The 11,653-nt window shown below is 48.0% G+C and carries 11 protein-coding genes; 6 read left to right on the top strand and 5 right to left on the bottom strand.

What is annotated here, in order from left to right:
* The first annotated feature begins 229 nt into the window (after positions 1–229).
* The 4 genes from nagA to C6Y45_RS08100 are packed head-to-tail and all read left to right on the top strand — an operon-like array spanning position 230 to position 3,593.
* Positions 230–1,393 (top strand): N-acetylglucosamine-6-phosphate deacetylase, encoded by a 1,164-nt coding sequence (gene nagA, locus C6Y45_RS08085; protein WP_245922618.1) that lies wholly within the window; start codon positions 230–232, stop codon positions 1,391–1,393.
* The gene (gene nagB / locus C6Y45_RS08090; RefSeq protein ID WP_107584727.1) at positions 1,383–2,126 is read left to right on the top strand and encodes a glucosamine-6-phosphate deaminase; all 744 of its coding nucleotides are present in this window, start codon (positions 1,383–1,385) and stop codon (positions 2,124–2,126) included. Before nagA ends, nagB begins: the two co-directional genes overlap by 11 nt.
* The gene (locus tag C6Y45_RS08095) at positions 2,126–2,854 is read left to right on the top strand and encodes a GntR family transcriptional regulator (protein ID WP_107584728.1); all 729 of its coding nucleotides are present in this window, start codon (positions 2,126–2,128) and stop codon (positions 2,852–2,854) included. Before nagB ends, C6Y45_RS08095 begins: the two co-directional genes overlap by 1 nt.
* A gap of 4 nt (positions 2,855–2,858) precedes the next feature.
* Entirely contained in the window at positions 2,859–3,593 is a 735-nt protein-coding gene (locus tag C6Y45_RS08100; RefSeq protein ID WP_107584729.1) for an SIS domain-containing protein, read from the top strand.
* Between the two features lie 161 nt (positions 3,594–3,754).
* Here the strand turns inward: C6Y45_RS08100 and C6Y45_RS08105 are convergent, their stop codons facing one another.
* The 5 genes from C6Y45_RS08105 to C6Y45_RS08125 all read right to left on the bottom strand — a co-directional run bounded on the left by C6Y45_RS08105 (position 3,755) and on the right by C6Y45_RS08125 (position 9,309).
* Positions 3,755–5,002, bottom strand: coding sequence for an ElyC/SanA/YdcF family protein (locus C6Y45_RS08105; RefSeq protein WP_107584730.1), 1,248 nt, complete (start codon positions 5,000–5,002; stop codon positions 3,755–3,757).
* A gap of 409 nt (positions 5,003–5,411) precedes the next feature.
* Positions 5,412–6,200: a class I SAM-dependent methyltransferase gene (locus tag C6Y45_RS08110; RefSeq protein WP_107584731.1), complete on the bottom strand. Its 789-nt coding sequence runs from the start codon at positions 6,198–6,200 to the stop codon at positions 5,412–5,414.
* 18 nt (positions 6,201–6,218) lie between these two features.
* Positions 6,219–6,653, bottom strand: a complete 435-nt coding sequence (locus C6Y45_RS08115; RefSeq protein ID WP_107584732.1) for a tripartite tricarboxylate transporter TctB family protein — start codon at positions 6,651–6,653, stop codon at positions 6,219–6,221.
* Complete coding sequence (locus tag C6Y45_RS08120) at positions 6,653–8,149, bottom strand: tripartite tricarboxylate transporter permease (protein WP_107584733.1); 1,497 nt, start codon at positions 8,147–8,149, stop codon at positions 6,653–6,655. Before C6Y45_RS08120 ends, C6Y45_RS08115 begins: the two co-directional genes overlap by 1 nt.
* A 56-nt stretch (positions 8,150–8,205) precedes the next feature.
* Positions 8,206–9,309: a type 2 periplasmic-binding domain-containing protein gene (locus C6Y45_RS08125; RefSeq protein ID WP_107584734.1), complete on the bottom strand. Its 1,104-nt coding sequence runs from the start codon at positions 9,307–9,309 to the stop codon at positions 8,206–8,208.
* 191 nt (positions 9,310–9,500) lie between these two features.
* On the opposite strand from C6Y45_RS08125, the gene C6Y45_RS08130 reads away from it, so the two are divergent.
* Both C6Y45_RS08130 and C6Y45_RS08135 read left to right on the top strand, forming a co-directional pair.
* Complete coding sequence (locus C6Y45_RS08130) at positions 9,501–11,087, top strand: ATP-binding protein (RefSeq protein ID WP_107584735.1); 1,587 nt, start codon at positions 9,501–9,503, stop codon at positions 11,085–11,087.
* A 37-nt stretch (positions 11,088–11,124) separates the two neighbouring features.
* The gene (locus tag C6Y45_RS08135; RefSeq protein WP_107584736.1) at positions 11,125–11,529 is read left to right on the top strand and encodes a response regulator; all 405 of its coding nucleotides are present in this window, start codon (positions 11,125–11,127) and stop codon (positions 11,527–11,529) included.
* Positions 11,530–11,653: the final 124 nt, after the last annotated feature.

Consider the following 11,653-nt stretch of genomic DNA (forward strand, 5'->3'; position numbering starts at 1 on the left):
TCTTTAAGTTTAATCAAACCGCAAAAAAATTTTTACAACAGAAACTTTTTTGACAGCGTTTTCGTATACTTGGAATATAACACGATACAGTATGGTTGTCTATACCGGTTCTATTCGCTATAATTAAATCAGCAGCTGCTGCCGACAGAAGGAAACGACCCGATACATTGTCTGCTTTCTCCTCTCTCTTTCTCATGGGCGGCTTTTTAACTTTTAAAGAAATCAGGTGATGACTATGCAAAAGGAATTTTACCTTAAAGGAGGGACAGCTTTTATTGACGGGGATTCTTCTGTACAGGACCCCCTCATTAAAATTTCCCACGGACGCATTGAATTTATTCAGGAACACGGGGAGGCTCCTTCCGGCACAACGGTTTACCGGGCAGGTGAAAACGACGTCATTCTTCCCGGCTTTATCGATATTCATATTCACGGGGCCGACGGAGCAGACACGATGGACGGGGATCCCGGTGCTCTCCGCACGATCGCAGACTTTCTGCCTCAGGAAGGCGTGACGAGTTTTCTCGCCACAACGATTACTTCCAACCGTGAGATCACGGAACGGGCCCTTCAAACGGCGGGAAGATTTACCTCAGCTTCCGGCGCAGAGCTTCTCGGCATTCACCTCGAAGGGCCGTTTATCAGCCGAAAGCAGGCGGGCGCCCAGCCGGTGGAGCACATTACGCCTCCGGATGTGGAGCTGTTTAAGCGCTGGCAGAAACTTGCGGAAAACCGCATCCGTCTTGTCACGCTCGCCCCGGAAGAGCCGAACGGGCTGGACCTATTGAAACATTTCCGGGAAACAGGAGTCATCGGTTCTGCCGGGCATTCCCATGCGTCTTATGAAGAGATGCAGGCAGCGCTTGAAAACGGCCTTTCCCACGCGACTCATTTATTCAACGGCATGCGGCCCCTGCACCACCGGGAACCCGGCGTCGTCGGTTCTATTTATTTAAGCAGCAGCCTCAAAGCAGAACTTATTTTGGACGGCATCCACGTCCGCCCGGAAGTGGCGAGGCTCTCCCACCAGGTGCTCGGCAGCGACCGGCTGATTCTTATTACCGACGCTATCCGGGGGAAAGGCCTCGGAAACGGCACGTTTGATCTCGGCGGCCAGGAAGTGTCGATCCATGACGGCGAAGCCCGGCTTTCGGACGGGACGCTTGCCGGAAGCGTGCTGAAAATGGATGAGGCGGTCCGCCGGTTGTTAACATTCCCGGCTGTTCGATGGCCGGACGTCGTGAAAATGACTTCACAAAACGCCGCAGCATCTCTCGGACTTCATGACCGGAAAGGAAAACTTGCCGAAGGATATGACGCAGACATCGTGATTATGAGTGAGGACGGGCACGTAATAAAAACTTTCTGCAGAGGTGAAGAATATGAAAATTAATATTGCCAGTGATTACCACGATATGAGCAGACAAGCCGCGGAACGGTTTTATGAAAAATTACAGGCGGACCCGTCGGTGCACTTCGGGCTGGCTACCGGCGGCACGCCGATCGGCATGTACCGCCATTTAAGTGAGCTGCTTGCCTCCTCTCCCTTAAAAACCGATGCGCTAAAAACGTTTAACCTCGATGAATATATCGGCCTTCCGCCGTCGGATCCGAACAGTTTTTATTCGTTTATGAAAGAGCAAGTCTACAAGCCGTGGAACCTGCAGGCGGACCAGTGTTTTATCCCCGATGGAAACGCGGCTGATTTAGAGAAGGAATGCGAGCGGTACGAAGCGATGATCGATCAATACGGGATCGACGTGCAGCTTTTAGGCGTCGGAAAAAACGGGCATATCGGTTTTAACGAACCCGGCACCCGGTTTGATGCCCTTACCCAGGTCGTCGAATTAAAGCCTTCCACCCGAAAAGCCAATGCCCGCTTTTTCCCATCGACAGACGACGTACCGACCCATGCGGTGACGATGGGCATCGGCTCGATTTTGAAAGCGAAGGAAATTGTCCTGATCGCGAGCGGAGAAGCAAAAGCGGAGGCCGTATATGCCCTCGTCCACCGGGAGCAGACAGAAGACTGGCCGATTACGGCCCTGAAGCAGCACAGGAACGTGACCGTCATCGTGGATGAAGCAGCCGGCAGGTTAATCGACACAAAGGGAGGAGACGCCTGATGATCCAAAAAGACTCCCCCATCCCGATTTACTACCAGCTGCAGGAACAGCTGAAAGAAATGATTGAAAACGAGGAACTGGATCCCGGCACGCCGCTGCCGTCGGAACGGGAGATGGCCGAAAAGTACGAAATAAGCCGGATGACCGTGCGTCAGGCGGTGACGAACCTCGTCAACGAAGGGCTCCTGACGCGTTCCAAAGGGCGCGGCACGTTTGTCGCCGAAGAAAAAATCGAACAAACGCTGATGAAGTTAACCAGCTTTTCGGAAGATATGCGCGCCCGCGGCATTGAACCCGGTTCCAAACTGATCAGCTTTGAGGAAGTCCAGGCCGATGCGAATACAGCGAAGCATTTAAGCATTCCACCGGATACCTATGTGTTTCAGATCAGCCGGCTTCGTTTTGGCGACGGGGAACCGATGGCGCTGGAAGTATCCTACCTCGTGAAAGACCGGCTCCCGGAGGATACGGTCAACCATCTGGAAAATTCCCTTTATGACTACATCGAACAGCAGCTTGGGCTTGCCATCGACCGGGCCCGGCAGACGATTGAACCTTCCTTTGCCACTTCCCGGGAAGCGGAGCTGTTAACGATCGACGAAGGCTCCCCGGTCCTCCTGCTGGAGCGGACGACGTTTTTGAGTGACAACACGGTGATTGAATATGTGAAATCCGTCTACCGCGGAGACCGCTATAAGTTCATCGCCGACATGAAAAGGCAGAGGTGATCGGATGAAATATCGTTATTTGGAGGCTGTTGAAGAGAGGATATCGAAGCTGAAGGAAACGGAGACAGAGGCACTGGAGCAGGCCGTTTCCTATGTGATACGGACGCTGCGACAGGACGGGATGATTCATATTTTCGGCAGCGGCCACTCCCATCTTCTTGCGGAAGAAGCTTTTTACCGCGCCGGCGGCCTCGTTTCTGTACGGCCGATTCTGATTGAAGAGCTGATGATGCATAAAGGCGCCCTCCGTTCCTCGGAACTCGAACGGCGCCCCGGGTATGCGGAACAGTTCATGAAAGACCAGCCGATCAAACCCGGCGATACGGTGATTGTCGCTTCCACTTCCGGACGCAACCCCGTTCCTGTCGACGTGGCCAACATCAGCAGAGACAAGGGGGCCGCTGTCATTGCGATCACGTCCACGGCGTATGCCGGAAGCCAGCCGTCCCGGCACCCTTCCGGAGACTATTTGAAGGATGCCGCGGACTGCACGCTCGATAACCACAGCCCGGTCGGAGATGCCGTGCTCACCCACCCGAAGCTCGCGACTTCCTACAGCCCGACGTCCACGGCGATCGGGGCGATGCTGCTCCACACCGTCCTCTCCGAAGCGATCGACCGGCTCGCGGACGAAGGGTTTCCGCTCCCGATACTGAGAAGCGGCAACGTCGATCACGCCGACGCCCATAACAAAGCGCTGATTGACGCGTATAAAGACAGGAATGAGCTGTTGAAGTAAAAGTACAGGCGGACTGAAAACACGCTTCTTTCCATACAGAAAAGGGTGCCGCGAAAATATCCGGCACCCTTTTCTTGAATTTTCATCTGCCTTTTTTAGAGAATGGGGCGTTTTTATGCGGGACTTTTCGAAAAAACAACAGCATTCATTGAGTCGGCTGTCTACCTCTGCAGCCCCGGGTACGCCCAAATACCTGTAGCTCTCATCAAGTCGCGGTACACGACGATTTCCTCTTCCCGTTCAAACGTTTCTGCTTCTTCGACAGAGTCATAATCAAGGTAGACGACGTGAGAAAAGTCTCTCTCTACATCTGATCCGTTTTTCTGGGTGATATAATCATCGACTTCCTCGAAAATAACGAGGGCGCGGCGCATATGACTCGCACTAGTAATCATCGTTATATCTTCAATCTGTTCTTCTTCTGCAATCTGCATAGAGAACAAGCCGTTTTCGACGGTATCTGTCGCCATGTCCTCTTTAATGATCCGGTCTTCTTCAATTCCTTCCTCGATGAGCCACTCATGCATTACATCTGCTTCCGTAATTCCCTGGCGGGGCACCCCTCCGGAAACAATAAGTTTGGAGTCCGGGTTCTGTTCCGCTGCTTCTTTCGCCACTTTCAGCCTTTCAAGCAAAGTTTCTTCCATCTCTCCTTCATCCGACAGCGCATAGCCGAGGACAACGAAAGCGTGGTTTTCATCCGGAAGGTCTTCCGGGACTTCCGTGTTGAATGACAGCTCCTGAATTTCTTCTACGCTTGTAATATTTTCCCGGTAGGAAGCCGCACGCTCTTCATCTATAGTATCCAGGGCTTCCATTCCGCTTTCAAAAGCTTCGTCGTCTCCTTCGATACCGGAATAGATCGCGTGCATCAGCTGCGCTTCAAAATGATCTTCTTCCATATTAAGCATTCGTTCGTATGTGTGAAGAGCTTCATCGATTTCCTGCTGCAGAATCTGTGCGGAAGCAAGAGAATACATTAAGTCCGTATCATACGGATCAATTTCCGTCGCCTGACGGAAGGCCTCTTCCACTACGTCGTAATCACCGTGCAGAGTAATGCCTTCAAACACTTCTTCTTCCGCCTGGAGCACATCTCCTCCATGCCAGTAATAATACATTGCAATCTCTTCCAGAGCCTGAATTCTTTCACTCGTCGGGGAATTATTAGCTACTCGTTCAAACAATTCTTCGATCGAGTCCGCTTCGGCTATTTCATCAGAATCATCGGAAACGCTTTCATTATTTTCTTCCGAATTTCCCGCTGCTTCCCCGTTTTCTTCCTGCACACCGTTTCCTTTAACGTTTTCTTCGTTACCACTGTTCGAGGCCAGGGCTTCCTGTGCTTGTTGGCCGCTGCATCCAGCAAGCACAGACGCGGACGCAACAAGGAACGCTATTTTTTTCAATGCAATCTACCTCCTCATTTAAATTAGTCTGCTAATAACAGGGCTTCATGAACCATTGGTCCTCCTTCCTGTAAATTTCTAGTTAGAATAACACAATAAAATATAGTTGTCTATACCACTAAGTGTATTGTTGATTGAAAATTTAAATTATTCATGGCGTAAAAACAGATAGACAGAGAGTTTTGTATCCTATCCCAAAAAGCTTTTTCTACTGTAAACAGGAGGAAAGTGTCGTCCAGGATCCCTGTAAGTTACAAAGTTGTTATACGGTTAAAGGAAATATAGAAACTGCTTTTCGCGCACGATCGAAAAAACAGCCGCTGAAGGATTTCTCTTCAACGGCTGTTTTAATTTTAAGCGGGTGGGAACTTTGTATTTTAATTAAAATAGCAGTTCCTCACCGAGATTCTTAGATGACCGGGGCTTTAACTGCTTTTAGAATAACCGCTTCTCCCTGGAAGCTGCTTACGTTGTCTTCTTCTATTATGATATGAAATTTTGTTTTGATATCCTGGCCGGTGTTTTTAATATAACTGCTTAAGTGCTGCTTTTCATCTTCTGTCATCTGCATGCGGCTGCACCAGTCTTCAAAGTGAAATGTTTTTTTGAATCCGTGGGCTGCAGCTAATTCCAGTCCGTACTGCTCAATTAAATGGATCCATTCCGACTTTTTCCACGCTCTTACGTGACTGTAATCCCGTTCTTTTTCAATCGTGTTATAGAAAGTATCAAAACTGTCTGCTTCCGGGGCGGTATTGTCTATTAGGATAAAAGCTCCCCCCGGCTTCAAAACCCGGCGGACTTCCTTGAGAAACTTGTGCAGGTCCTGAAAATGATGCGCGGCAATTCGACACGTCACAATATCAAACGTTTCTTCCTCAAAAGGCATATTTTCCGCATCTCCACGAACAAACGACACATTTTCGTGCTTGTTTTTTTGTATTAAAGTACGTGCCTGATCGAGCATTTCCTCTGTTAAGTCGAATGCCACTGCTTCCGTGACATAGGGCGCAAGGACATTTACGGTGTGGCCGGCTCCTGTAGCTATGTCCAAAAGCGTGCTGTTATCTTTTTGTTCTATTAAGTTTACGAGTACCTCCAGATCTTTTCCTTTCGCATGAAGCTCACTTACCGTGTATCCGGACGCATTTTTACCAAACTGCTGCCTGACATCTTCTTTTTGATCGGTCACTGTCATCCCTGCTTTCTATACAGTTTAAAAGAACATACCTGCGGGCCATTCTATATCTACAAATTCCTGAAGAACGAATAAAAATACGAGCGTTCCTCCGAGGCTTACGGCTACCTGATGGATTTTCATTTGAGTGACAAAGTATAAAAACGTGATCATGTATATAATTGTCGAAGGAATAAAACCTGCTATATTGATTAATACTATATACCCTATGAGCCACCCGGCGTATTTTATTACTTCCCCAAACTGCTCGTGAAAGAGCGTTTCCTGTCTTTCTTTTCTATCTTTCATAAACGTTTGAACGAAGACCAGGAAGGAAAAAGCTGCTCCGAGCGTCGCTACGGTTAAGGGGAAATATCTTGCGGTAGCCTGGAAAGAAAAAGATTCAATAATCAGCCACAGGCATCCGATAAAAATAAAGAATGCAAACAGGAGTGAAGCTGTCGTCCTTCTCATTATACATTCCCCCCTTTAGCTTTCGCTCCTTTTAATGCGCCTATTTTAGAGATCCAATAACTGCTTCCAAAGATTAAAATAATAATGCCGGCGATAATTAAAACTCCCGGCCGGTATACCCACTCCCAGTCAAAGCGGGAAACAGATATCCAAAGGTATCTTTCGGCTGCCAGCGCCAATACGAATCCTATTAAGATAGGAGCTCTCGGCCAGTCAAGCTGTACCATTATCCAGCCGATGATTCCCAATAAGACAAACAGCAGCAGATCTCCCCAGTGCTGGCTCGTCTGATAAGCCCCGACAATCAAAATTATTGTAAGGAAAGGAACTAGCTTTGACGGAGAAATTAAGCTGAAACGGGAAATCGGTCTCGTAAGGATGAGACACGCAGCAGCGCCAATTATATTCGCAATCACGAGCGTCCATATAATCGACATAGTTAAGGAAAGTTCTTCCGTAACCATTCTCGGCCCTGCTTCCACTCCCATCAGAAGCAGTCCGCCGAGAAGAATGGCGGTAGTACCGCTTCCGGGTATTCCGAACATTAACGTCGGAATTAAAGAGCCACCTTCTTTTGCATTATTGGAGCTTTCCGGGGCAATAACCCCCCGTATGTCCCCTTCACCAAACGTTTCGTTATTTTTACTCGTCTGTTTCGCTGTTCCGTAGCTCAGCCAGTCCACAACACTCCCGCCGAGCCCTGGAATAAAACCTGCTACAGCTCCTAAAATCGAACTTCGCAATACGAGCCAGCGGTGTTTTACGGTATCTTTGACTCCTTCAAACCATTTCCCGGAGAGAGCGGAGCTTTCGGATATGCTCTTCTTCCCGACCAAAAGATCGATCAGTACCGGAAAAGCAAAGAGCCCGAGTGCTACAAGCGGCAGTGGAATACCGTCGTATAAATACAACCAGTCAAACGTGTAGCGGTATTCCGGGACAGATGGGGCGCTTCCTATCACTCCGAGCATCATTCCAAACAACCCTGCCAAGATACCGATAAAAGGACTTTTCCCGGCCAGAATTCCGACCATACTCAGCCCTAAAAGGGCGAGCATAAACAATTCCGGCGACCCTAAACTCAGTATGACCGGACGGACGATGGGAATGATAGAAAAGAGAATAACCCCGCCTATGACACCTCCTATCATAGAGGAAAAAAAGGCAGCTCCGAGCGCTCGTGCCGCCTGGCCTTTTTTCGCAAGCGGGTAGCCGTCCATGATCGTTGCCTGGGAACCGGAAGACCCTGGTATTCCTAAAAGCACAGAAGGAAAGGTGTCCCCTGTATGTACAACGGCTACCATGCCGATTAATAAAGCCATCCCTGCGTAAGGATCCATCCCATAAACAAATGGCAGAAGGATCGACATACCTACTGTTCCGCTCAATCCCGGAAGCAGCCCAATCGTCAGTCCGATAGATATACCAAGCAGCATATACAGCAGCCTTGAACCGTCCAAAACGATCGCTAATGTTTCGACAAGGGTTTCCAGCATCGTTATGTTCTCCTCCTATCCTGTTTATCCGGGGACTTAACGTCCCCGGTCACTCCTTACTGCTCCAGGTCATAATTTTCGTTTAGAAACTGTTTTACCCAGTCCTCTGTTCCTTCAGGCAGATCAAGCAGTCTCGGCATCATTTCCTGGATTTCCTGCCCGACGAACGGTTCGTAGCCCATGACTTCTTCTCCCTCCTGCTGGTATTCCTCGTCTTCCACCATTGTTTCTGCCCCTTCAACTAATTCATTGAGGGCTTCTTCCGGAATATCATCGTGCACCCACAGTACTTTTTGTACAGTAAACACGGCACCTACAAATGCTTTGTAAGCTTCCCAGGCTTCCCCGGACGGCTCTTCTCCGTAAATATCCATGTAAACTTCTTTAACGGTCGGCAGATCCGGAAACTGTGGATCCCTGACAAGCTCCCCATCTTCGTCAATCTGTCCTATCGTATACATCGGCAGCGCATCGCCATCTTCCACCATCGGTTCCACATTCGATACATAGCTGGAAGTCGTTTGGAAATCGACGTTGGTTTCTCCTTGTTCAAAAGCAACTCTGGCGGGTCCGCTGCTTTCATAACCGAAAATTCCGTCTACATCGAGGCCGAGCACTTCAAAGGATAACAGGATCGTCAGCGGAAGCCCCGTCGCGCTCGTTCCCCCGTAAACGAGCTCTTCCTCGGCTTCCAGTATTTCCTCTGGCCCCTCGATGCCGGTAGATTCAGAAACGTACACTACTCCTCCATCAGGATAGCCAAGTACCGGAGTGAAATTATCGTAGTCGTACTCTACGCCCTCTTCGTCAAGCAAATAAGCGGTAGTAGTGGAGATGCTGCCCCACAGGGAGCTTTCACCGTCCGGCTCTCTCATTAGTGCAAACTCATTTGATCCGGTAATCGTTCCGCCCCCTGCGATGTTTACTACCTGCACATCCGGAGAACCGGGTACGTGCTCGCTTAAAAATGGTGCCATGAATCTTGCCTGAATATCCGATCCTCCACCCGGGCTCGTAGGAACAATCATCTCCAGGTCGTTCTCATCATAAAAATCTTCCCCGTCCCCTGCTCCTGCTTCCTGGGCAGAGTCCTCTCCACAAGCTGCAAGCACCATTACCGATAAAAGACTAACACCAATCAATTTTTTACTTTTTTCCATTTTTTCAACAACTCCCCTTATCAATTGTTATACTTGAATTAACCTCAGCCGCTTGAAAGCGCTACCATTCAATAGCGTTAGTGTAGCAACGTGTTTTTATAATTGAAATATTTTTAAAATTTAAATTATTTAAATCATTAAACAACTTATATTCATTATTTTTAAATTGGTATTTATTAGGGGGTTTAACAATGAAGTTCAGCTTGCTGCAAAAAATGATTGCTTTAATTATTGTGGTCGTGTTTCTCAGCCTCAGCACCGCTGTGGTACTGCTTTCGTTTACTTTCAACGGCATTATGTACAATCATTTTGGAGAGCGGGCCATGGATGTAGCGAAAATAACGGCGAGTAATGAACAGATCGCAGCCGGGTTTGAAGAGGAGGATCCTTCTTCCGTGATAAACCCGATCGCTGAAGAAATCCGCACGCAGACAGGAGCAAGTTATGTCGTTGTCGGGAATCTACAGGATATCCGGTACTCTCATCACAACCCTGCTCATATCGGTGAACCGATGGGAACGTCGAACGACCTGGTGTTTGAAAACGAAAGATCCATTGTTTACATAGACAAAGGGGTTTCCGGGGAAGCAGCAAAAGCTAAAACGCCCATTTATAACGAGGAGAACGAGTTAATCGGGGTTTCTTCCGTCGGGTTTCTGCGCTCGGATATTAACGACACGATTACTGAGCATTTGTTCAGCATATCCAAGTGGTTTTTAATTCCTTTACTGCTCGGGATCACCGGCTCGTTTTTTGTATCAAGAAACGTTAAAAAATCCATTTTTAATCTGGAGCCAGAGGAAATATCCTATGCTTTCAAGGAAAAAGAAGCGATTCTGGAGTCCATTCACGATGCGACGATGGCTGTGGATACAAACGGAGAAGTTGTTTCCATCAACAAAAAAGCACGGGAAATCCCCTACTTTGAAAATCAGCAGATCGGAAAGAAAATACAGCATCAGCAGTTAATCCGCCTGCTGAGTTCCATGGTAAGCGAAAAAATACCGCATCAAAGCTTCCGGGTACTGTTAAGTGAAAAAATTTACCTTGTGAATGCCTCCGCGATTATGGAAGAGGAAGTAAAAGGGATCGTACTCACGCTCCGGTCGTTAAAAGATGTGGAGTCCTACGCCAGAGAATTTTCGCAGATCAAAGAATATAAAGAAAACATGCGGGTGACGAACCACGAACATTTAAACAAATTAAATACGATTTACGGCCTTCTGAAATTAAATAAAACCGAGGAAGCTACGCTTCTTATTTCCAAGGAAGTTGAGCAGCAGCAGGACGTTATTTCCTTTCTGATGGAATCTGTGTCTTCCCCGCTCATCGTGGCGTGCCTGTTAGGAAAGAAAAACCGTGCGTCAGAGAAAAAAGTATCCTTGACGATCGATACGGAGAGCTGCCTGTCGTCCCTTCCTTCTCATATTTCCGAAGAACAGATCGTCACGATCGTCGGAAATATTATTGATAATGCGCTGGAATCAGTCCGGGGGAAAGCTGATAAACATGGAGAAGTGTTAATTTCATTTACTGATATAGGAAACGATATTATATTTGATATTGAAGATAACGGCCCTGGGATATCCCAGGCGATGGTGGATAAAATATTTTTAGAAGGGTTTACGAGCAAGACGGGAGGCGACCACGGCCTGGGGCTTGCCATTGTCACCCGGAACTTGAAGCTTTTAAACGGGGAGATTATCGTCGAATCCAGCCAATTGGGGGGAGCCAGATTTACGGTCATTATTCCGAAAACAGAAAGCCGAACCGCTTAAATTTGATCTTTATTTCATCCATACAGGGGGAATCATCATGCAGACGATCGAGGTAGTCATCGTAGAAGACGACGAAACAGCTGCTGCTATATACGTGGAGTTTATAAATAAAATCGAAGGATTTTCCGTTCCCTACATCGCAAATTCCGCTGAACAGGCACTGGAAATGCTAAAAATTAAAAAACCGGATCTGATCCTTTTGGATGTGTTCCTGCCTGACATGAATGGAATAGAATGCATGTGGGAAATAAGAAAAAATTACAATAACATTGATTTTATTTTAATTACGGCGTCCAATGAAACCGACACGGTCAAAGAAGCGATCCGGGGAGGTGCCTTCAGCTACATCATCAAGCCGGTCATGATGAACCGCTTTTTACAAACATTAGACCAGTACAGGCAGACATTTTCTCAGCTGTCCAACGAAAATGCATTGGATTGAGTATTGCGGAGGGAAAGAGCCACTTGTGCTGAGTTTTGAGCCACTCTTTGCGGACAAGGGAGCCATCGAATGCGGAGGTGGGAGCCACTTTCCGTTCAAGAATAGAAAACAGCCGTCGAAGAAG

Origin of the sequence: Alkalicoccus saliphilus, assembly GCF_003044065.1 — a bacterium.
Classification (GTDB): Bacteria; Bacillota; Bacilli; order Bacillales; family Salisediminibacteriaceae; genus Alkalicoccus; species Alkalicoccus saliphilus.

What these genes read in the sequence shown, in the direction of transcription:
- nagA (WP_245922618.1), top strand. Translation starts at nt 230, where the DNA reads ATGACTATGCAAAAGGAATTTTACCTTAAAGGAGGGACAGCTTTTATT.
- nagB (WP_107584727.1), top strand. Translation starts at nt 1,383, where the DNA reads ATGAAAATTAATATTGCCAGTGATTACCACGATATGAGCAGACAAGCC.
- C6Y45_RS08095 (WP_107584728.1), top strand. Translation starts at nt 2,126, where the DNA reads ATGATCCAAAAAGACTCCCCCATCCCGATTTACTACCAGCTGCAGGAA.
- C6Y45_RS08100 (WP_107584729.1), top strand. Translation starts at nt 2,859, where the DNA reads ATGAAATATCGTTATTTGGAGGCTGTTGAAGAGAGGATATCGAAGCTG.
- C6Y45_RS08110 (WP_107584731.1), bottom strand. Translation starts at nt 6,200, where the DNA reads ATGACAGTGACCGATCAAAAAGAAGATGTCAGGCAGCAGTTTGGTAAA.
- C6Y45_RS08115 (WP_107584732.1), bottom strand. Translation starts at nt 6,653, where the DNA reads ATGAGAAGGACGACAGCTTCACTCCTGTTTGCATTCTTTATTTTTATC.
- C6Y45_RS08120 (WP_107584733.1), bottom strand. Translation starts at nt 8,149, where the DNA reads ATGCTGGAAACCCTTGTCGAAACATTAGCGATCGTTTTGGACGGTTCA.
- C6Y45_RS08125 (WP_107584734.1), bottom strand. Translation starts at nt 9,309, where the DNA reads ATGGAAAAAAGTAAAAAATTGATTGGTGTTAGTCTTTTATCGGTAATG.
- C6Y45_RS08130 (WP_107584735.1), top strand. Translation starts at nt 9,501, where the DNA reads ATGAAGTTCAGCTTGCTGCAAAAAATGATTGCTTTAATTATTGTGGTC.
- C6Y45_RS08135 (WP_107584736.1), top strand. Translation starts at nt 11,125, where the DNA reads ATGCAGACGATCGAGGTAGTCATCGTAGAAGACGACGAAACAGCTGCT.